This is a genomic window from Stenotrophomonas sp. YJH_SMC_4, from assembly GCF_059371575.1.
The window spans coordinates 1-20120 of record NZ_JCAFUR010000025.1 but is presented as its reverse complement, the minus strand read 5'-3'; the positions used below and the strand labels follow the sequence as shown (position 1 = coordinate 20120).

The window sequence follows — 20120 nt, the reverse complement described above, 5'->3', positions numbered from 1 at the left end:
GCGCTACCGTTACGGCGCCCCGCCCTCGGCCTTGCGCACGAACGCTTCGAACAACGCCAGCGTCTGCTCGCTCACATGGTGCTCGATGCCCTCGGCATCGCGCCGCGCGGTATCCGCGTCCACGCCCAGCGCCAGCAGGAAACGCTCCACGGTCTGATGACGCTGGCGGCTGGCATGGGCCAGCGCCTCGCCTTCCGGGGTCAGGAACACGCCGCGGTACGGCCGCTGCACCACCCAGCCATCGCGGGCCAGGCGCCGCAGCATCTTCGCCACGGTGGGCTGGGCCACGCCCAGGCGGGTGGCGATGTCGACCTGGCGGGCCTCGCCGCCGTCGGCCAGCAGGTCCGAGATCAGCTCGACATAGTCCTCCACCAGCTCCATCCGGTGCGCCTCGCGCACTTGCCGGAAGCTCTCGACCTGGCGCTCGGCCTCGATCAAGGGGGTGCTTTTCAGCGATGTCGAATCGTCGGTCTTGCCCACGCCTGCGCCTGTCCTTCCGGGGTGATCCGGTGTTGAACCTGAATTCTGGACCAGTAACGCGATAAAGACGATTGTTTCACATTGCTAATGACTATAGCCGGAGCTATATTCGGACCCATGAACACCCTGGCACCCCGCGACCCTTCGGCCTCCACTCCGGCCAGCCTGGGCGCGCTCAACGCCTCGGTGGCGGTGCCCGACAAGGGCCATTGGTGGTTCCGCCTGCTGGCCTTCCTCGGCCCCGGCTACATGATCTCGGTCGGCTACATGGATCCGGGCAACTGGGCCACCGACCTGGCCGGCGGGTCGCGCTTCGGCTACCTGCTGCTGTCGGTCATCCTCATTTCCAACCTGATGGCGGTGATCCTGCAGGCGCTGTCGGCGCGGCTCGGCATCGCCACCGGCATGGACCTGGCCCAGGCCTGCCGCGCGCGTTACCCGAAGCCGGTGAACCTGGCGCTGTGGGCGCTGTGCGAGGCGGCGATCATCGCCTGCGACCTGGCCGAAGTGATCGGCACCGCGATCGCATTGAAGCTGCTGTTCGACCTGCCACTGCTGTGGGGCGCGGTGATCACCGCCCTGGACACGCTGCTGGTACTGCTGCTGATGAACCGCGGCTTCCGTGCGCTGGAAGCCTTCGTGATCGCGCTGCTGATGGTGATCTTCGGCTGCTTCATGGTGCAGATCGCGCTGGCCGCACCGCCGGTGATGGACGTGCTGGGCGGATTCATTCCGCGCGCGCAGGTGGTGACTGATCCGCACGCGCTGTATATCGCGATCGGCATCATTGGTGCCACGGTGATGCCACACAACCTGTACCTGCATTCGTCCATCGTGCAGACCCGCGCCTACCCGCGCACCGATGAGGGCCGTCGCAGCGCGCTGCGCTGGGCGGTGACCGACAGTACCCTTGCGCTGACCCTCGCATTGTTCATCAACGCCAGCATCCTGATCCTGGCGGCGGCGGTGTTCCATGCCAATGGCCGATTTGATGTGGAAGACATCGAACAGGCCCACCAGCTGCTGGCGCCGATGCTGGGGGTGGGCGCGGCGGCGACGTTGTTCGCAGTGGCCCTGCTGGCGTCGGGCTTGAATTCGACAGTAACCGCCACGCTGGCCGGCCAGATCGTGATGGAAGGTTTCCTGCACCTGCGCCTGCCGCCGTGGCTGCGGCGGCTGATCACGCGCGCACTGGCAATCATTCCGGTGGTGGTGGTGATCATGCTGTTCGGCGACCAGGGCGCGGTAAAGCTGCTGGTGCTGAGCCAGGTGGTGCTGTCGATGCAGCTGCCGTTCGCGATCATCCCACTGGTGCGGATCGTAACCGACAAGATGACGATGGGCGCGTTGGTCGCACCGCGCTGGCTGGGTGCGATTGCCTGGGTGATCGCGCTGGTGATCGTGGTATTGAACGTGAAGCTGCTGGTGGATACCTTCAGCGGCGGGTGATGCCAGATCCAGGGGTTGGACCCGGTAGATCCACGCCATGCGTGGATGCCTTTACACGATGCGGGGCCGGAGCCCTTGCCTCTGGCAAGGGATCCGACCCCACCATCTCCACGCTACAGATGCAACGCGATCGCGGCCTCGATCTGTTGCGGCGACTGGAACCCCGCCAGGCGCGTACGTTCGTCACCGTCACGGAACAGCGACAGCGTCGGCGTCTGCCGCAGCCCCAGCTCCCTGAAGAACGCCTCACCCAGCACTTCCAGCTGCACGCGCAGCAGGGTCGTGCCCTGCCCCGCCACGCTGTTGGCCACCCGGTGCAACGACATCTCCAGCATCCGGCACCCCGGGCACTGGTCCTTGTGGAAATCCACCAGCACCCGCGGGTGTTCGGCCAGCAGCTGCTGGAACTGCTCAGGCGTGGTGGCGTCGATGATCTGCATCGGTGTTGCTCCAATAGTGGGCCAGGACCGCGTCGGTCCAGGCCTCGATGGCCCCGGCATGGCGTTGGCCATGCGGCATCTGTTCGATTTCCAGCGGCGGATAGTCGCTGCGGAAGTAGCGGATCAGGCGGTGCACGGCGCCGCAGTAGTACTCCTGCCCCCACTGCGTTTCGCCGGTGCCGAACACCGCCAGCTGCCGCGGCCGCTCGCCGCGTTCGGCAATACCTGCCACCCACGCCTTCATCTCCGACGGCGTGCGGCCGGCGTTGTCAGTCCAGCAGCCCAGCAGCACCAGGTCGGCCTCGTCGGCCGCCAGTGGCGGCGCCTGGCGCAGGTCGTCGGCCTCCTGCCAGTGCACCGCATGGCCGGCGGCGCGGCAGCGCTCGACGATCTGCCGGCCGAGTTCGCGGGTGTTTCCGCTCAACGAGGCGACCACCACCAGGATGCTCAGCGCGGCGCTGGGCTCAGAGGTCGTCGAAGCCGTTGTCGACGTTGGTCTTCTTGTAACTTGCATTGCGCATCTCGAAGAAGTCGGTCTTGGTTTCAGTGAAGTTGTCGGCGTAGGCCTTGATCCACGGCATCACGTTGTCGGTGGTGTCGCTGTACAGGCGCTCGATGCCGAGCATGCCGGCCATCTTGTTGGCTCGGTACTTCACGTAACGCACCATTTCGTCCACGTCGATGCCGTCGATGCGATCCAGCACCTCCGACGACCACTGCGTCTCCAGCTCGATGGCATGCTCGAACGACTGGTGCACATAGGCAGTCAACTCGTTGGTCTGCAGCTCCGGGTTCTCGCCGATGATGGCGCGGATCAGCTCGCTGATGAACTTGGTATGCGCCAGCTCGTCGCGGTTGATGAAGCTGATGATCTTGCCGGTGCCGTTCATGCGATTCTGCCGCACCATGTTGTAGAAGTACGCGAACCCGGAATAGAAATTGATGCCCTCCAGGATGGACGACTGGATCAACGACTTCAGCAGGGTCTCGGCGGTCTTCTCGCGCATGAAGTCGTCATACGCGCCCATGATCGGTGCATTGCGCTTGATGATGGTCGGGTGGGTGCGGGCGATCTCGAAGATGCGGTTCTGGTTCGGCAGGTCGGTGATCGAGGCCAGCACGTAGCTGTAGCTCTCGTTGTGGATCACTTCCTGCTGCCCGATGATCGCCGCATTGGCGTGCGCGGCCGGGTCGGTGATGTACTCCGCGACGTTGTAGATGAAGCGCGTCTGCGGTGAATCCAGCGTGGCCAGCAGGCCGATGATCGAGTCGTAGGCGTTCTTCTCGCGCGCGTTCAGCTCACCGTACTGGCGAGCGTCCAGCTTCATGTCGACCTCGTCGGGAATCCAGAAGTTGGTGGACAGTTCCTTGTAGGCCCGATAGAACGACGGATAAGGAATGTCGTTCCAGTTGAGGATGCCGCTGGTCTGGCCGTTGATGATGCCGGTACTGCGGTTGGGATGGCGAGGTTCGAGGATCTTGATGCGGTCGAGGGGAGTTGCCATGGTTTTCTGCCTTCGTTCTCTTTCTATCGTGTTGCCGGCCAGCGGCCGGCACTACCGAAGATCACGGGGTTGCCGGGCAGCGGCCGGCATTGCCGTAGATCGCGGGGTTGCCGGGCAGCGGCCGGCATTGCCGTGGGTCGCCGGCGATCAGCTGGAGCACCATTCGCATTCGCTGATGTCGATGTCGTTGGAGCGCACGTAGTAGGTGGTCTTCAGGCCCTCGCGCCAGGCGCTCAGGTGCAGCTCCAGCAACGTGCTGGCGCGGATGGTGCTGGGCACGTACAGGTTGAAGCTGATCGACTGGTCGACATGGCGCTGGCGGCGCGCGTTCTGGCGCACGCTGGCGAACTGGTCGACCTTGTAGGCACCCTTCCCGTAGTACGGCCAGGTTTCCAGCGACAGGCCCGGCGCCGCCACCGGCCGCCGGAAGTCCTTCTTTTCCTCGTAGTAGAACGCGCTGTAGATCGGGTCGATCGAGGCCGTGGAGCCTGCAATCTGCGCGGTGCTCATGTTCGGCGCCACCGCCAGCAGCCAGCCGTTGCGCAGGCCGTGCGTGGCCACTTCGTGGGCCAGGCTGTCCCACGCGGCGCCACTGTAGTCGCGGTCACGGAAGTAACGCCCGTTGTGCCAGTCACTACCCGCGAACATCGGGTAGCTGCCCTTCTCCTTCGCCAGCTGCGCGCTGGCCTGGATGGTCAGGAAATTGATGCGTTCGTAGAGCCGGTCGGCCAACGCCTCGGCATCCGGTGATTCCCATTGGATTGCCTGCTGCGCCAGCAGGTGGTGCCAACCGAACGTGCCCAGGCCGATGGCGCGATACTTGCGATTGGTGATCGTGGCCTGCCGCACCGGCAACGCATTGAGGTCGATCACGTTGTCGAGCATGCGCACCTGGATCGGGATCAGGCGCTCCAGCACATCGGTGGCCAGCAGGTCATCCGGTGCGCTGATCGCCCGGCCGAGGTTGATCGAGGACAGGTTGCAGACCACGAAATCGCCGGCACGGCGTGTGGTGACGATCTGGTCGCCGCTGACGATCTCCTGGATCATCCGCGTCGGGCTCATGTTCTGCAGGATCTCGGTGCACAGGTTGCTTGAATAGATCATGCCCGCGTGCTTGTTCGGGTTCCGGCGGTTGACCTCGTCGCGGTAGAACAGGAACGGGTTGCCGGTCTCCAGCTGGCTGAGCATGATCCGCTTGAACAGATCGATGGCCTTCACCGTGCGGCGGCTGATGCGCTCGTCGGCCACCAGTTCGGCGTAGCGGTCGCGGAAGCTGCCCGCGCCGCGCGTCTCGTCGTAGAAGTCCTGCAGGTACCAGCCCTTGGCCTGCTTCACCTCGTGCGGGTCGAACAGGTACCAGTCGGCGCGGCGCTCCACCGCCTCCATGAACAGGTCGGGCACGCACACCGAGGTGAACACATCGTGCGCGCGCAGGCGCTGGTCGCCGTTGTTGAGGCGCAGGTCCATGAACGCTTCGATGTCGCGGTGCCAGATGTCCAGGTACACCGCCACCGCGCCCTTGCGCTGGCCAAGCTGATCGACCGACACCGCGGTGTTGTTGAGCTGCTTGATCCACGGCACCACGCCGCCAGAGGAATTGGCCACGCCACGGATCGGCGCGCCGCTGCTGCGCACATAGCCCAGGTATGCGCCAACGCCGCCGCCATGCTTGGACACACGGGCGATATCGGTGTTGGAGTCATAGATGCCCTGCAGGCTGTCATCCACCGTGTCGATGAAGCAACTGGACAGTTGCCCACCCACCTTGCCGGCATTGGCCAACGTTGGTGTGGCGACCGTCATGTACAGGTTGGACAGCGCCCAATACGCCTCGCCGACCAGCTGCATGCGCCGCTCACGCGGTTTTTCTTCCTGCATGAGGTACAGCGCGATGGTCAGCCAACGCTCCTGCGGCAGCTCGTAGACCTCGCGGCTGCGATCGCTGGCCAGATAGCGCGTGGCCAGCAGGTACAGGCCGTTGTAGGCGAACAGTCGGTCGCGCTCCGGATCGATCATCTCGCCGGCCTGCTGCAATTCTTCCTTCGAGTAGCAGCGCAGGATGTCGTTGCTGTAGATGCCGCGGTCGGCCAGGCTTTCCTGCAGGCCCACGTAGGAGCCGTACTTCAGGCCGACATCGTAGAAGCGGTTGCGGCTGGCGCGCTTGTACAGGCGGCGCAGGTAGATGCGCGCGGCAAACTGTTCCCACTCGGGTGCGACCAGGTCCACCCGCGACTCGGCCTCGCGGATCAGCAGATCGACCAGGTCATCGGCGCTGAGGCTGGGCTTGCGCTCGACCATCGCCTGCACCACGCGGCGGTAGTCGCTCACGTCCAGCTGCGGGAACTCGGCATGCACGGCGTCGATGCTGCGCTGCAGGCGTTCGGCCTCGAACGGCAGGCGGCGGTTGCCGGCCTCCTTGGTGATCCAGGTCGGCACGCGCTCGCCACCGGCGCGCAAGGCGTCGCCAGCGCCGGCCAGATCGGCCACGCGGAAGGTACTGTCGGTCATGGTGGTGAAACTCCAGGCTCGCGCGCGCGTTGGCGGTCGATGCCATGGCGGCCCTGAACGCGATACCGGCGCACGGGGCGAACGGGTGGGATTGCCAGGGCACGGGAACGTAGGTCGTCGGCATCTGCCTGCGCCTGCGGCCGGTATCCGGGCCGTGGGGGCGACCTGCGTCCGCACGATGGCGGCCGCGTCGACACGGCGAGCCTCAGGGGCGGGCCGCGGGACGTTTGCTGCATGTCCGGCGGCGGCGGCTGACCGGGAGTGACGGCCACAACATAGTGGGGATATCCGAACTCGTCAACACAAGATGCGGTAATCAATACATGTCGCGACGATCAGTCGCAGGATGCCGTGTTGCACCTGCGGCGCCTTGTCGACAGCGCCTGCGTCCCCAGTTCGGTACAACATCAACTTTCCCCGGAACACCGCCCATGCGCGCTGCCCAGTACCCCTCCTTCGGCAACCCGGCCGACGTCCTTGCCATTGCCGATGCGCCGCTGCCCGAGCCCGGCCCCGGCGAGGTGCGCATCCGCACCGTGCTGGCCTCGATCCACAACCACGATCTGCTGACCGTGCGCGGCCTGTACGGCTACAAGCCGACCCTGCCGGCGATCGGTGGCAGTGAAGCACTGGGCGTGATCGATGCACTCGGCGATGGCGTCGACGGCCTGCAGGTCGGCCAGCGGGTGGCCGCTGCCTCGGTGCACGGCACCTGGGCCGAAGCGTTCATTGCGCCGGCACGCATGGTGATTCCGATGCCGGAGGCGATCCCGGACGAAATGGCCGCGCAGCTGATTGCCATGCCGCTGAGCGCGCTGATGCTGCTGGAGTTCCTGCACGTCGAGCCGGGCCAGTGGATCGTGCAGAACACCGCCAACGGCGCGGTGGGCAAGTCGCTGGCGATGCTGGCGCGGGCGCGTGGCGTGCTTGTGGCCAACCTGGTGCGCAATGCCGATGCAGTCGCGCAGTTGCAGGCGCTGGGCATCGATCATGTATTCGACACCTCGGTGGACGGCTGGAAGGATCGCGTGCGTGAAGCGACCGGCGAAGCACAGGCCGCGGCCGCGGTGGATTCCATCGGCGGCGACGCCAGCGGTGACCTGGTCGACCTGCTCGGCCACCACGGCACGCTGGTGTCGTTCGGTGTGATGAGCGGCGAACCGATGCGCATTCCCGCCGGCGGCCTGATCTACAAGGAAGCCACGGTGAAGGGTTTCTGGGGCAGCAAGGTCAGCCAGGCGATGGCGGTGGAGGACAAGCGCCGGCTGGTCGGCGAACTGCTGAAGCGTGCGGCGAGCGGCGAACTGACCCTGCCGGTGGAGCAGATCTTCGCACTGGACGACATCGCCCAGGCAGCGAAGGCTGGCGCCGGTTCGGGACGCAATGGCAAGGTGCTGCTGCGGCCTTGATGCCTCAGCGGATTGCGCTGCACCGGTAATGGCGCTGTCCCGGTAATGGCGCTGTCCCGGTAGAGTCGACTGTCAGTCGACTCTCGCGCGTAGCGTGGGGGGATAAGGCTTCTTTCCACAGGGAAAGGGCTGTGACCCTGCAGGGTGTGCGGACCAACGGTCCGCACCCACCAAAGATCGGTCCCGCACCCACCGAGTGGGTCTGCTCCAACGGAGGCACCGACTTTCGTTAAGAACCTGTGATGTATAACTGAATGCGCTTTCGTCATTGGAAGGCGCACGTGCCTGCGTGCGGTACTGACGGCTCCTCCCCCGTTCGGCGTTGTCGCTTCCATGTACCGCACCACCCTGAACCTGCTTGCCGGCGCGATCGCGCTGGGCCTCACCGCCGGCGCTGCCGGCGCCGCTGAATCCGCCGATACCGGCAAGGACAGCACCACCCTCGGCACCGTGCTGGTGACCGGCTCCAACATCAAGCGCAGCGATACCGCCGGGCCGAATCCGGTGCAGATCGTCAGCCGCGAACAGATCGAGCAGACCGGCCGCTCCACCCTCACCGACGTGCTGCGCAACCTGTCGGCCAATGCCGGCAACAGCTTCGACGAACAGTACACCGGCAGCTTCGCCGCCGGCTCGGCCTCGATCGGCCTGCGTGGCCTGTCTCCGAAGAACACGCTGGTGCTGGTCAACGGCTACCGCGTCTCCAACTTCGGTTTCGCGCTCAACACCCAGGACACCTTCGTCGACCTCAACGCGCTGCCGATCAGCGCAGTGGAACGCATCGAAGTGCTGAAGGATGGCGCCTCGGCGGTGTACGGTTCCGATGCCATCGCCGGCGTCATCAACATCATCCTGCGCAAGAACTTCCAGGGCGTGGAAGTCGGCGGCGGCTTCGGTACCGCCACCCAGGGCGGCCTGAACGAGCGCAAGGCCAGCCTGCTGGCTGGCTTCGGTGACCTTGAACAGCAGGGCTGGAACGTGCTGTTCGGGCTGGACCTGCTCAAGCGTGATCGCCTCGACGCCGACCAGCGTGCCTACACCCGCAGCGGCGATTTCCGCGACAAGCCCGGCGGTCGCCTGGCCGGTTGGTCCACCGCCGGTGGCAACTGGCTGTCCAACCCGCGCGCACCGCAACCGTTCGCCAACTGCCCGGATGGCAGCCAGCTGCGCCCGTACAGCGATTTCGGCAGCACCCTGCCCGGCCAGGCCTGCGCCTTCAACGCCCAGCCGTTCAAAACCCTGCAGCCCGGCGCCGAGCGCCTGCAGGCGTCGTTGAGCGCGACCTACCGCTTCAACGACAGCGTCGAAGCCTTCGCCGACGTACTGTACAGCCACAACAAGGCCGACCAGATCTTCAGCGCGCCGCTGACCGTCGGCCCCGGCCTGCGCGCGTACAACCCGGCCACCGGCACCCTGATCGACGTGCCGGCGGTGCTGCCGGTCGGCCACCCGAACAACCCGGGCAGCGCGCCGCTGCCGTTCGAGTACACCTTCTTCGATCTCGGCCCGCGCCTGAAGGACAACACGCAGGTGTTCTACCGTGCGCTGGCCGGCGTGCGTGGCAGCGGCGAGCGATGGGACTGGGAAGTGGCGGCGCTGACCTCGCAGAGCGCGCAGCGCGAATACGTCGACAACTTCGTCAACCGCTACGCGTTCGAGCAGATCCTGCGCGATGGCAGCTACAACTTCCTCAACCCGTCCAGCACGCCGGGCGCGCTGGATGCACTGCGCCTGCAGACCAAGCGTCCGGGCTGGTACAAGCTGCATTCGTTGAACGTGAAGGCCTCGACCTCGCTGTGGGAGCTGCCGGCCGGTGCGGTCGGCTTCGCCTGGGGTGCCGAGTTCCGCAAGGAATCACTGGACGCGCGCACCAGTGCGCAGGTGTTGTCGGGCACCGAACTGCGCCCGGCCATCAACGTGGTCAACGGCGAGCGCCAGGTCAGCGCCGCCTACGCCGAACTGAGCGTGCCGCTGCACCGCACGCTGGAGCTGCAGGTGGCCGGTCGTGGCGACCACTATGACGACTTCGGCAACGCGTTCTCGCCGAAGGTGGCGCTGCGCTGGCAGCCGTTGGACAGCCTGCTGCTGCGCGGTTCGTTCTCGCGTGGCTTCCGTGCACCGTCGCTGCCGGAGATCGCGCCGGGCCAGACCGTCAGCTATGGCTCGGTGATCGATCCGCTGGATCCGCTGCAGCCCGGTGGCAGCCGTGGCGTGACCAACATCCGCACCGGCAATCCGGACCTGAAGGCCGAACGCTCGCGCAACTTCAACGTGGGCGCGGTGTGGTCGCCCGATGGCGATACCAGCATCGGCCTGGACTGGTACCGCATCGAGCAGGACAACCTGGTCAAGCCGGACAGCGCGCAGTTCATCGTCGACAACCCGACGCTGTTCCCCGGCCGCGTGCAGCGTGATGCACAGGGACGCATCCAGTTCATCACCAACCAGTATGCCAACCAGGGCGAACTGACCACCTCGGGCCTGGACCTGGAAGCCAACCGCACCTTCCGCACCGAAGGCTGGGGCAACTTCACCGTGGCCGGCAGCTGGACCCATCTGCTCAGCTTCAAGCAGCCGCTGGTGGCCGGTCAGGCACCGTATGAAGGGGCCGGCAACAACCGCCACGGCGCACTGCCGCGCACCCGCGGCACTACGTCGCTGAACTGGGCAGTGGGCGACTGGAGCAGCACGCTGAGCCTGCAGTACGTGAGCGGCTATGACCAGCGCGTGGCGACAGCGACCAGCAACCCCGGCCTGCGTGATCGCATCAAGCCGTATCACCAGCTGGACCTGTACGTGGCGTACGAAGGGATTCCCAACACCACGCTGTCGCTGTCGGTGCTGAACCTGACCGACAAGGACCCGCCGTTCGACCCGGCCGGTGGCTCCAATGGTTTCGACATCAGCCAGTACAACCTGCGCGGGCAGTTCATTTCGCTGGGGGCGCGCTACCGGTTCTGATGCGCCACCTGCAGAGCCGAGCATGGGCTCGGCTCTGCAGGGGTGTGCGGACCAACGGTCCGCACCCACCGCATCACCGGCTCAGGTGCAGGAACTGCAGGTGCCGTTCGTACTGGCTGATGATGTCGTTGATGATCTGCTTGCGGCTGTAGCCCACCAGGTCGTAGTCCTGGCTGCCTTCGAACAGATGCACTTCAGCGCGGTAGTAGCGCTGGTTGCGCAGCTGCTGGGCGGCGAACGACGGGGTCAGGTAGCCACTCAGGATCACCCGGTACAGGAAGTCCTGCTGCTCGCCGTGATTGACCGTCAGCTCCATGTCGCCGGCCTCGAAGCGCGTGGCCACATCCCAGCCCTGCCCGCGCAGCTGTTCGGCCACCGCTTCCATCGCTGGCTTCACCGTGTCGTCCATGAAGCGGTAGACCTGGTCGCGCACCGGGAAGTGCATGGCCTGGCTCAGGCGCTGGCGCCAGCCCTGGTGATGGCGGTCGTCGCCGATCAGCGGCGAGGGCCGGTACTGCAGCGCGCGCTTGCGGTGCGATTCGTCACTGAAGGCGCGGGTCAGCCCCCACATCATCAGCAGCAGGATCGCCGAGAACGGCAGCGAGGCCAGCACCACCGCCGATTTCAGCGCATCGATGCTCCCAGCCAGCAGCAGCCCGGCGGTCAGCACCGCGATCACCGTGCCCCAGAACACGCGAAGCCAACGCGGACCATCATCCTCCGGTGCACCGCCATGCGAGGACAGCGTGGACAACACCACCGCCCCCGAGTCGGCCGAGGTCACAAAGAAAATGAAGCTGACCAGCACCGTCACCGCGATCACCGTGCGGCTCCACGGGTAGCCATCCAACAATGCATACAGCACCGTCGGTGGATCATCCACCGCCAGCTGTGCCAACTGCTGCTGGCCGTGGTGCAGGACCTGGTCCAGCGCGCTGTTGCCGAAGATCGACAGCCAGGCCAGGGTGAAGCCCAGCGGGATCAGCAGCACGCCGAACACGAATTCGCGGATGGTGCGGCCACGTGAGATGCGCGCGATGAACAGGCCGACGAACGGCGCCCAGCCGATCCACCACGCCCAGTAGAACACCGTCCAGCCGCCCAGCCATTCGGGGCGGCCGCCGTAGGCATACACATCAAAACTCTTGCCGACCACGCTGCCCAGGTAGTCGCCCAGGTTCTGCATCAGCGTGCTGAGCAGGTACTGGGTGGGGCCCGCGCACAGCATGAACAGCACCAGCGCGATCGCCAGCAGCATGTTGATGTTGGCCATCCAGCGCACGCCCTTCTCCACGCCGGAGACGGCCACGGCCACCGCCGCGCCCATCATGCTGACCACCAGGATGATCTGCACCAGGTTGGAATGCGGGATGTTGAACAGGTGCGACAGGCCGGCGTTGAGATGCAGCACGCCGAAGCCCATGTCGGCGCCGATGCCGAACACGGTAGCGACAATGCCCAGCGCGTCTACGGTGTAGCCGATCGGCCCGTTGATGCGCTTGCCGATCAGCGGGTACAGCGCCGAGCGCAGGGCCAGTGGCAGGTTGTGGCGGTAGGCGAAGTAGGCCATCGCCATCGCCGCCAGCGCGAACACACCCCAGCCGTGCAGGCCCCAGTGCAGGAACAGCAGCTGCATGGCCTGGCGCGCGCCGGCCTCGCCCGCGGCCGGATCGCCCTGCGGCGGCTGCAGGTAGTGGGTCAGCGGTTCGGAAACGCAGAAGAAGAACAGGGTGATGCTGATGCCGGCAGCGAACAGCATGCCGGCCCAGGAAAGGTAGCTGAACTCCGGCTCGTCATGGTCGGCGCCGAGCTTGATGCCACCGTACTTGGACAGCGCCACGCCGACCACGAACACCAGGTAGAGGGTCATCGCCAGCAGGTAATACCAGCCGACATTGAGTGCGGCCCAGTCCTGTGCCTTCAGCAGAAGGCGGCCCGCACCAAGCGGGAACAGGCTGACGAACAGCGCGAACGCCACGACAACGATCGCCGCGAAGGCGAACACAGGCCGAAGGGTGCGCACCGGGGATTGTTGCGGCTCCAGTACATCCATGGGGCGGCGTTCTCCGGTAGATCAAAGGGTTAGCCGACCAATTCTGGCTGAACCGCAGTGGACAGAGCATGAAGTTGCGGCCTGTGGTCACAGGCCCGGCCCGCCATTCCGTGTTATCACGCGCGCGCCGAAGCGTACCTGCGAGCGCAGCCGCGCGCGGACCGCGTACATCGCGGCCACGCGCGTACTGTCCAATCACGACATCACATGCACCACATGCACCGCGCACAGCTTGTTGCCGTCCGGGTCGCGCAGGTAGGCCAGGAACAGCTGGCGCCCGGCCATGCTGCGGATGCCAGCCGGGTCTTCGATGGCCGTACCGCCATGGGCCACGCCAGCATCCTGCCAACCGCGCACGGCCTCGGCACTGTCGAGGGTGAAACCAATGGTGCCGCCGTTGGCATGGCATGCAGGCTGCCCATCGATGGGCGCGGTGACGCCGAACATCCGCCCATCCTTGAAGTACAGCAGCCGACCCTTTTCGTCGAACACACCCGGACGTGCCCCCATCGCCGCGAACAGGGCATCGTAGAAGCGGCGCGCGGCATCCATGTCGTTCGTTCCTACGGTGATGTGGCTGAACATGCGGGCACTCCTTGTGGAAAGCCGCAGTGTCGGCGAGCACGCCGGGCATCGCAAATCCGGCGATCTCTCCTACTGCGGCATGCGCAGGATTTGTCGTGCGCCGCCCGATCACCCTATAATGGGAATCATTCTCATTAATGACCCGTGCCGATGGCCGTGCCCGCCGCCTCCAGCACCGCGCTGGCGGGGTTCTACCGCGAACACCATGGCTGGCTGCTGGGCTGGCTGCGCCGCCGCACCCACAACGCCGACTGCGCCGCCGATCTGACCCAGGACACCTTCCTGCGCCTGCTCAGCCGGCGCGTCGATCCGTCCGAACTGCGCCTGCCGCGCGCCTATCTCAGCACCATCGCGCACGCGCTGCTGGTCAACCACTGGCAGCGCGCGGACCTGGAGCGCGCCTATCTGACCGCGCTGGCCGCACAACCGGAGCCGGTGCATCCCTCTGCGGAGGAGCGCACGCAGGCGCTGCAGCTCCTGCATGCCATCGCTGACATGCTGTCCGGCCTGGCCGAGCGGCCACGGCGTGCCTTCCTGCTGGCCCGGCTGTCCGGACTGGGCTATGCGGAGATCGGCCAACAGCTGGGCGTATCCGAGCGCATGGTCAAGAAGTACATGGCGCAGGCGATGCTGCATTGCCTGCGCCTGTCCGGCGACGCGGCGGCATGAGCGCGGCAGTGGCCGGCCCGGTGCTGGAGCAGGCGGCAGAGTGGTTCGCGCTGCGCCAACAGGGCTGGAGCGACGACGACCAGCAACACTGGCGTGCGTGGCTGCAGGCCGACGCCGGTCACGCCGACGCCTGGCGCCGGGTCGAGGCGGTCTGGCAGTCGTTCGCACCGCTGTCGGCACCGGCGGCAGCAACGGCGCTCGATGCCGCCGGCCATCGCCGCCGCCGCGCACTTCGCAGTCTCGGCGGCGCGCTCGGCATCGGTGCGGTCTCGCTTCTCGGCCTGCACGGGCTGCAGGCGCAGCGCCACCTGCAGACGCAACGCACCGCTGCCGGGCGCACCGGTCATTGGACGCTGGCCGATGGCAGCCAGTTGTGGCTCAACGCCGGTAGCGAAGTGACCGTCGACATCGGCAACGGCAACCGCGCCCTGCATCTGCTGCGCGGCGAACTGCTGCTGCAGACCGGCCACCACCCAGCATTCACCGGGTTGCCCCTGAGCGTGCATGTACCCGGCGCGCGCCTGCAGCCGATCGGCACCCGCTTCGCGGTCGGCCGCGAAGCCCAGCACAGCCGCTTGGACGTGTTCGAAGGCGTGGTGCGGTGCCTGCCGATGTTCGGCGCGGCGCTGGATGTGCCTGCGGGAAGTGCGCTGCAGATCGGACCGATGGGGGGACTCACAACGGTCGCTGCCGATCCTCTGCGCGGCGACTGGCAGGACGGACGCCTGCAGGTGCAGGACACGCAACTGATCCGGGTGATCGACGAACTGGCCCGTCACCATCGGGGCTATCTGGGCTGTGATCCGGCACTGTCCGCATTGAATGTCACCGCGGTATTGCCGCGCCTGGACAGCCTGCAGGCCCTGAAACTGCTGGCGCGCGCCCTGCCGATCCGCATCGAGCAGCGCTGGCCATGGTGGACCGTTGTGCGTCCGCGTTGAAATCGCGGTTCCCTTTCTGCGCGCTCGGCGGGCACTACAAGGGAACCCATTGCGGATGTCGCCGCCCCCATGAAACTACCCTGCCCTTCCCCTCGCCCGCTTGCCATCGCGCTGTGCCTGGCCCTGGCCACGCCGTGCCTGTTGCCGGCCGCCGCCCACGCACAGGATGCTGCCGCCGCCGTTCGCTGGCAGATCCCGGCCGGTCCGCTCGACCAGGCCTTGACCGCGTTCGGTCAGCAGTCCGGCCTGTCCATCGCTGCCGATGCGCGCCTGACCCGCGGCCGGCACAGCGGTGGCGTGCAGGCCTCGCTCAACACCGAGGCCGCGCTGGCACAGCTGCTCACCGGCACCGGCCTTTCGTTCCAGCGTGATGCCAGCGGCGTGGTGCTGCAGGCCGCCCCGGCCACCGACGCCGGCGTACGCCAGATCGGCACCCTGCGCGTGGCCGGCCAGGCCAGCGAAGGTGCTTCGCCGTGGGGGCTGGCCGATGCCGACGCCGTCTACCGCGACAGCGGCTCGCGCGTGCATCTGGACCACCAGCAGCTGGAACGCTTCCGCGGCCAGTCGATCGGCGATGTGCTGGCCGGCGCAGTCGGCGTGCACACCGGAGACGTACGCAATGGTGGTGCGCTGGACGTCAACATCCGCGGCCTGCAAGGTCAGAACCGGGTGCCGGTGATCATCGACGGCGGCCAGCAGGCCATCGACGTGTACCGCGGCTATGCCGGCGTGCAGCAGCGCAGCTACCTCGACCCGGACCTGATCAGCGCGATCAGCATCGAAAAGGGACCGAGCCTGGCCGCCAATGCCGCCAGCGCGATCGGTGGCGTGGTCTACATGGAAACGCTGAAGGCCGAGGACATACTCGATGACGGCCAGGCCTGGGGACTGCGCGTGCGCGGCGGCGTGGCCGACAACAGCATCGACCGCACCCGCACCTTCAGGCAGATCGCGCGCGGCAGCGACAACCGCAACAGCCTGCGCGACCCGCGCGACTGGAACGGCAGCGTGGCCTTCGCCCAGCGCGGCGAAGACTGGCAGCTGGTCGCGGCCTATGCACGGCGCCGCCAGGGCAACTACTTCGCCGGCAGCAACGGGGCCCACCGCTACGACGACCAGCACCTGTCCAGCGGCGGTACCGGCATGTCCAGCCAGGCCGTTTCCAAGCTGTACCACCCGGGCGATGAAGTCCTGAACACGCACACCGACAACGAATCGGCGCTGCTGAAATTCACCTGGGCACCCAACCCCGACCAGCGCCTGGAGCTGAGCCACCGCTTCTTCAACTCCAGCTTCGGCGAAATCATGCCGTCGGCGATCGGCCGCGTGGGCGAGTCCAACGAATGGGTGACCTACGTGGACAAGGCCAACACCATGTTCCAGTTCGAGCCCGGGAAGATGCGGGTCAACGCCACTTCGCTGCGCCATCGTTACCGCCCCGAGGCGCACCCGTGGCTGGACCTGAGCAGCACGCTGTGGTTCACCACGGCCACCAGCCGCATGTTCAACAGCAATATCGCCAACACGCCGCTGTTCAAGGACGTGCCCAACGACCAGATGCCCGACACGCTGGGCGAGACCTACGGCCCTGGGCTGCAGTCGGACGTGAAAACCCGGCGCTGGGGCGTGGACAGCAGCAACACCACGCGTTTCAGCAATGATCTGGGCGACTGGACGCTGCGCTATGGCGCGTCCTTGCAGCACGAAGACACCGCACCGAACTCGCCGGTGCTGCCGGTGGACTACAACAACAACCGTTACCTGCGATCGGGCACGCGCCGCGAGGCCAGCGTGGTGGCGTCGTTGCAATGGCAGCCGTGGGACTGGCTGTCGCTGACCGCAGGCGGCCGCTTCATCGACTACCGCACCCGCGACCGCAACCGCGTCGCCTTCGTCAGTGAATCGCGCGACCTGCGCTATACCTTCGCGCGCCTGAGCAAGGGCGGCCAGCTGCTGCCAGGCTGGTACAAGGAGTGGTACCCGGATGCACAGGGCAACTACACCTACGACTCGCTGCGGGCCACGCCGTACGGCGACAGCACGCTGGGCCAGAGCTACGATTTCGACGGATTCATCCGCGATCCGCGGGGTGCCAATGGCTTCCATACCAAGCAGATTCCCACCGCCTGGGGCTACAAGCCGGCGATCCGGCGCTCGGGCCACGGCTTCGCTCCCTATGCCGAGGCGCGCTTCAACCTCGACGCAGACACGTTCTTCTACGTGAAGTACGCGCAGGGCTGGAAGATGCCCAGCCTGTTCGAATCGACGCTGGGCAACAGCACCTCGGCGCCGGTGGCCGACCTGAAGCCGGAAAAGAACCGCTCCTGGGACATCGGCTTCAGCCTGCTGAAGCAGGACCTGTGGCGCGACGGTGACCGGCTGGCGTTCAAGGTGGCCTGGTTCAAGAACGATATCGACAACGCCATCACCCGCCGCTTCGATTCCAGCAACTGGGCCTTCTACGTCGACAATGTCGACAACTACACGGTGTCGGGCTACGAGCTGCAGTCCGGTTATGACGCCGGCATTGCCTACCTGGACCTGTCGGCCAGCTATTACCAGCGCGCGCGCACCTGCGATGCGGCCACTGCCAAACGCCTGCGCGAAGACCCGTATGCGAAGTGGAGCAAGCTGGACACCACACCGGACTGCGTGGACGGCGGCTTCGGCACCTCGTTCGTCAACGCGCAGAACCCGCCGAAGTACTCGATCCACAGCACGCTGGGCGTCCGCCTGTTCGACAAGCGATTGGATACCGGCATCCGCCGCACCTACAACAGCGGCCCCACCCATGAACTGGACAAGCCCTGGAACACCACCGGCTCGACCGGCCTGCAGAACATCTACCTGCCGACCGCGATCTATGACTTCTATGCGCGCTGGCAGTTCACCCCGAAGGCCGAAGTGGAACTGGTGGTCAGCAACCTGCGCAACACCTACTACATGGACACGCTGGCGATGAGCCTGATGCCGGGCCCGGGCCGCACCACGCGGCTGAACTTCACCGCACGGTTCTAACTGCTGCAGAAACAGCAACGCCCCGGAGAGATCCTTCGGGGCGCTTGCCTGCGGCGGCTCACGCTCTGGCAGGTGCCAACCTGGGTTGGCACAGCGCTTCCGCACCGGTAGATGCCAGCCTTGGTTGGCACGGCGACGCGTTACTTCGCGGTACTCAGCAGCAGTACCGCGACGGTCACCAATGCGATGCCGACCCAACCGATCGGACGCAGGCGATTGCCGAACAGCAGGCGGCCGCAGGTGGCGGTACCGATCACGCCGATCGCCCCCCACATTGCATAGGCGGTGGCCAGGTCCATGTAGCGCACAGCCTGGCCCAGCAGGGCAAAGGCGATCCAGACCATGACGATCGCTCCAACGCCCCAGCGCCAGCGGCGGAAGCCCTCCGACTTGGCCACCATCATGTTGGCGGCGACGTCGATCAGCGCCGAACAGATCACGAAAAACAGGGCCAGGGTGTTCATCAGTGTGCCTCCCCGAGAGTGACGCAGACGATGCCGACCACCGCCAGCACCAGGCCGGCCAGCTGCTGCAGCGACAGGCTTTCACCGAAGACGGTGAGGCCGACCACGGTCAGCAGGGTCAGGCCCAGGCCTTCCCATACCGCGTAGGCCACGCCCACCGCGATGCGGCGCACCGACTGCGCCAGGAAGAAGTAGGACAGCGCCAGCGCGCCGGCCATGACCAGATAGCCGGTCCAGCCGCCATCGCGGGCGGCGTGGGCCATGAACGAGGTGCCGACCACTTCGGCGACGATCGCCACGGTCAGGCAGGCCCAGGCGACCAGCGCGCCACGGGCGGGAACAGTACGGGACATGTGAAGCTCCTTGCAGGGCGGGGACCACGCCGCCTCATCAATGGATCCACGCCGAGCGTGGAGGGTCCGGAACGCCCCGCAGACAGGGGCGACGGCGGCCAGTATCATCGCCTTTTACGGTGGAATCAAAATGGATTCCATCGACAGGAGCGATGGATATATGCCCTACTCCCCTGAATCCCTGCAGGCCTTCGTGGAAGCCGCGGCGCTGGGCTCGTTCTCGGCCGCCGCGCGACGGCTGCGCAAGACCCAGTCGACGGTCAGTACCGCCATTGCCCACCTGGAAACCGACCTGGGCGTGAGCCTGTTCGATCGCAGCGGGCGCTACCCGCAGCTGACCGAGGCCGGGCGCCAGGTACTGGGCCACGCGCAGGAGATCCTGGCTGCCGATGCGCGCCTGCAACAGTTGAGCGTGCGCCTGGCCGCACCGGTCGAAGCGCGACTGACCGTGGTGTTCTCCGATGTCTACCAGCTTGATCCAGAGCAACGAATCCTGCAACGCTTCGCCGAGGCGTTCCCGGAGATCGAACTGGAATGGCTGGATGCCGAGGGTGAGGACGTGCTGGAGCTGGTCGGCAGTGGTCGCGCCGCACTGGGCCTGCTGCCGCGACAGGAACACTATCCAGATGGCCTGATGGCCCGGCCGCTGGCCCATCACAGCGAACTGTCGGTATACGTGGCGCGCGACCATCCGCTGGCCCGCGCCGGGCGACGCGCCGCCGCACAGCTGGCGCGGCACCGGCAGGTTCGCTTGAGCGCGGAAGTCGATCAGTCCCGCGTGGTCACCGGCCTGGCCTGGACCGCCACCGACTACCTGATGGTGATGGAGATGGCCGAGGACGGCATCGGCTGGGCTGAACTGCCGCGGGCGCTGGTGCAGCGCTACGACCGTGGGCAACTGGTGGAACTGACCCTGCCCGGGTGGCCGCGGCGCATCCACAGCGACCTGCTGTGGCGCCGCGACACGCCTCCCGGACCGGCCGCACTGTGGTGGGCCGACGCGCTTGGATGAGGTAGTGCCGGCCGCTGGCCGGCAATCCCAGTGTCCCGTGGTTGCCGGCCAGCGGCCGGCACTACCGATCAATGATGGGCGAGCGCGTAATCCAGCGCCGAGCACACCGCCGCCACCTGTGCGTCATTGCACTGCTGTGGCGTCGCGACACCCCGCCGGGACCGGCCGCACTGTGGTGGGCCGACGCGCTTGGATGAGGTAGTGCCGGCCGCTGGCCGGCAATCCCAGTGTCCCGTGGTTGCCGGCCAGCGGCCGGCACTACCGATCAAT

General features: G+C 66.5%; 16 protein-coding genes. 7 read left to right on the top strand and 9 right to left on the bottom strand.

The features are described 5' to 3' along the window. Positions 1-9 precede the first annotated feature (9 nt). Positions 10-480 carry a manganese-binding transcriptional regulator MntR gene (gene mntR / locus AC5P9F_RS19105; protein ID WP_005413716.1) on the bottom strand — a complete coding sequence of 157 codons (471 nt, stop codon included), beginning with the start codon at positions 478-480 and terminating at the stop codon, positions 10-12. A 117-nt stretch (positions 481-597) separates the two neighbouring features. On the opposite strand from mntR, the gene AC5P9F_RS19100 reads away from it, so the two are divergent. Further along, positions 598-1929: an Nramp family divalent metal transporter gene (locus tag AC5P9F_RS19100; RefSeq protein WP_099498067.1), complete on the top strand. Its 1332-nt coding sequence runs from the start codon at positions 598-600 to the stop codon at positions 1927-1929. A 113-nt stretch (positions 1930-2042) separates the two neighbouring features. Here AC5P9F_RS19100 and AC5P9F_RS19095 read toward each other — a convergent pair whose 3' ends face one another. From AC5P9F_RS19095 to AC5P9F_RS19080, 4 genes are all read right to left on the bottom strand, one after another. After that, positions 2043-2369 carry a thioredoxin family protein gene (locus AC5P9F_RS19095; protein WP_005409967.1) on the bottom strand — a complete coding sequence of 109 codons (327 nt, stop codon included), beginning with the start codon at positions 2367-2369 and terminating at the stop codon, positions 2043-2045. After that, positions 2341-2808, bottom strand: a complete 468-nt coding sequence (locus tag AC5P9F_RS19090) for a flavodoxin (RefSeq protein ID WP_005413718.1) — start codon at positions 2806-2808, stop codon at positions 2341-2343. Before AC5P9F_RS19090 ends, AC5P9F_RS19095 begins: the two co-directional genes overlap by 29 nt. A gap of 25 nt (positions 2809-2833) precedes the next feature. Continuing rightward, on the bottom strand, positions 2834-3874 hold the full coding sequence (locus AC5P9F_RS19085; protein ID WP_099498068.1) for a ribonucleotide-diphosphate reductase subunit beta: 1041 nt from the start codon (positions 3872-3874) through the stop codon (positions 2834-2836). A 147-nt stretch (positions 3875-4021) separates the two neighbouring features. Then, positions 4022-6385 (bottom strand): ribonucleoside-diphosphate reductase subunit alpha, encoded by a 2364-nt coding sequence (locus AC5P9F_RS19080; RefSeq protein WP_005413720.1) that lies wholly within the window; start codon positions 6383-6385, stop codon positions 4022-4024. Between the two features lie 431 nt (positions 6386-6816). On the opposite strand from AC5P9F_RS19080, the gene AC5P9F_RS19075 reads away from it, so the two are divergent. Beyond that, positions 6817-7794 (top strand): zinc-binding dehydrogenase, encoded by a 978-nt coding sequence (locus AC5P9F_RS19075; protein ID WP_005413721.1) that lies wholly within the window; start codon positions 6817-6819, stop codon positions 7792-7794. Positions 7795-8127: 333 nt separating this feature from the next. Then, on the top strand, positions 8128-10755 hold the full coding sequence (locus tag AC5P9F_RS19070) for a TonB-dependent receptor (RefSeq protein WP_164225621.1): 2628 nt from the start codon (positions 8128-8130) through the stop codon (positions 10753-10755). A 73-nt stretch (positions 10756-10828) separates the two neighbouring features. Here the strand turns inward: AC5P9F_RS19070 and betT are convergent, their stop codons facing one another. Together betT and AC5P9F_RS19060 are read right to left on the bottom strand one after the other, a co-directional pair. Continuing rightward, entirely contained in the window at positions 10829-12808 is a 1980-nt protein-coding gene (betT, locus tag AC5P9F_RS19065) for a choline BCCT transporter BetT (protein ID WP_049471666.1), read from the bottom strand. Positions 12809-13003: 195 nt separating this feature from the next. After that, positions 13004-13393: a VOC family protein gene (locus AC5P9F_RS19060; RefSeq protein ID WP_005413725.1), complete on the bottom strand. Its 390-nt coding sequence runs from the start codon at positions 13391-13393 to the stop codon at positions 13004-13006. 150 nt (positions 13394-13543) lie between these two features. Between AC5P9F_RS19060 and AC5P9F_RS19055 the strand changes: the two genes are divergently transcribed. The 3 genes from AC5P9F_RS19055 (at position 13544) to AC5P9F_RS19045 (ending at position 18021) form a co-directional block, all read left to right on the top strand. Continuing rightward, positions 13544-14062, top strand: coding sequence for a sigma-70 family RNA polymerase sigma factor (locus tag AC5P9F_RS19055; protein ID WP_005409975.1), 519 nt, complete (start codon positions 13544-13546; stop codon positions 14060-14062). Next, complete coding sequence (locus AC5P9F_RS19050; RefSeq protein WP_005413726.1) at positions 14059-15003, top strand: FecR family protein; 945 nt, start codon at positions 14059-14061, stop codon at positions 15001-15003. Before AC5P9F_RS19055 ends, AC5P9F_RS19050 begins: the two co-directional genes overlap by 4 nt. 69 nt (positions 15004-15072) lie before the next feature. Beyond that, complete coding sequence (locus tag AC5P9F_RS19045; RefSeq protein ID WP_005413727.1) at positions 15073-18021, top strand: TonB-dependent receptor; 2949 nt, start codon at positions 15073-15075, stop codon at positions 18019-18021. 140 nt (positions 18022-18161) lie between these two features. Here AC5P9F_RS19045 and AC5P9F_RS19040 read toward each other — a convergent pair whose 3' ends face one another. Both AC5P9F_RS19040 and AC5P9F_RS19035 read right to left on the bottom strand, forming a co-directional pair. Next, on the bottom strand, positions 18162-18485 hold the full coding sequence (locus AC5P9F_RS19040) for a DMT family transporter (RefSeq protein WP_005409978.1): 324 nt from the start codon (positions 18483-18485) through the stop codon (positions 18162-18164). Next, positions 18485-18838: an SMR family transporter gene (locus tag AC5P9F_RS19035; RefSeq protein ID WP_005409979.1), complete on the bottom strand. Its 354-nt coding sequence runs from the start codon at positions 18836-18838 to the stop codon at positions 18485-18487. The genes AC5P9F_RS19040 and AC5P9F_RS19035 overlap by 1 nt, the downstream gene beginning before the upstream one ends. Before the next feature lie 160 nt (positions 18839-18998). Here AC5P9F_RS19035 and AC5P9F_RS19030 point away from each other — a divergent pair, with 160 nt between their 5' ends. Continuing rightward, complete coding sequence (locus tag AC5P9F_RS19030; RefSeq protein ID WP_005413728.1) at positions 18999-19850, top strand: LysR family transcriptional regulator; 852 nt, start codon at positions 18999-19001, stop codon at positions 19848-19850. Positions 19851-20120: the final 270 nt, after the last annotated feature.

Bases quoted from the DNA above. Each gene is read 5' to 3' on its own strand.
- AC5P9F_RS19100 (WP_099498067.1), top strand. From the start codon at position 598: ATGAACACCCTGGCACCCCGCGACCCTTCGGCCTCCACTCCGGCCAGC.
- AC5P9F_RS19095 (WP_005409967.1), bottom strand. From the start codon at position 2,369: ATGCAGATCATCGACGCCACCACGCCTGAGCAGTTCCAGCAGCTGCTG.
- AC5P9F_RS19085 (WP_099498068.1), bottom strand. From the start codon at position 3,874: ATGGCAACTCCCCTCGACCGCATCAAGATCCTCGAACCTCGCCATCCC.
- AC5P9F_RS19080 (WP_005413720.1), bottom strand. From the start codon at position 6,385: ATGACCGACAGTACCTTCCGCGTGGCCGATCTGGCCGGCGCTGGCGAC.
- AC5P9F_RS19075 (WP_005413721.1), top strand. From the start codon at position 6,817: ATGCGCGCTGCCCAGTACCCCTCCTTCGGCAACCCGGCCGACGTCCTT.
- AC5P9F_RS19070 (WP_164225621.1), top strand. From the start codon at position 8,128: ATGTACCGCACCACCCTGAACCTGCTTGCCGGCGCGATCGCGCTGGGC.
- betT (WP_049471666.1), bottom strand. From the start codon at position 12,808: ATGGATGTACTGGAGCCGCAACAATCCCCGGTGCGCACCCTTCGGCCT.
- AC5P9F_RS19060 (WP_005413725.1), bottom strand. From the start codon at position 13,393: ATGTTCAGCCACATCACCGTAGGAACGAACGACATGGATGCCGCGCGC.
- AC5P9F_RS19055 (WP_005409975.1), top strand. From the start codon at position 13,544: ATGGCCGTGCCCGCCGCCTCCAGCACCGCGCTGGCGGGGTTCTACCGC.
- AC5P9F_RS19050 (WP_005413726.1), top strand. From the start codon at position 14,059: ATGAGCGCGGCAGTGGCCGGCCCGGTGCTGGAGCAGGCGGCAGAGTGG.
- AC5P9F_RS19045 (WP_005413727.1), top strand. From the start codon at position 15,073: ATGAAACTACCCTGCCCTTCCCCTCGCCCGCTTGCCATCGCGCTGTGC.
- AC5P9F_RS19040 (WP_005409978.1), bottom strand. From the start codon at position 18,485: ATGAACACCCTGGCCCTGTTTTTCGTGATCTGTTCGGCGCTGATCGAC.
- AC5P9F_RS19035 (WP_005409979.1), bottom strand. From the start codon at position 18,838: ATGTCCCGTACTGTTCCCGCCCGTGGCGCGCTGGTCGCCTGGGCCTGC.
- AC5P9F_RS19030 (WP_005413728.1), top strand. From the start codon at position 18,999: ATGCCCTACTCCCCTGAATCCCTGCAGGCCTTCGTGGAAGCCGCGGCG.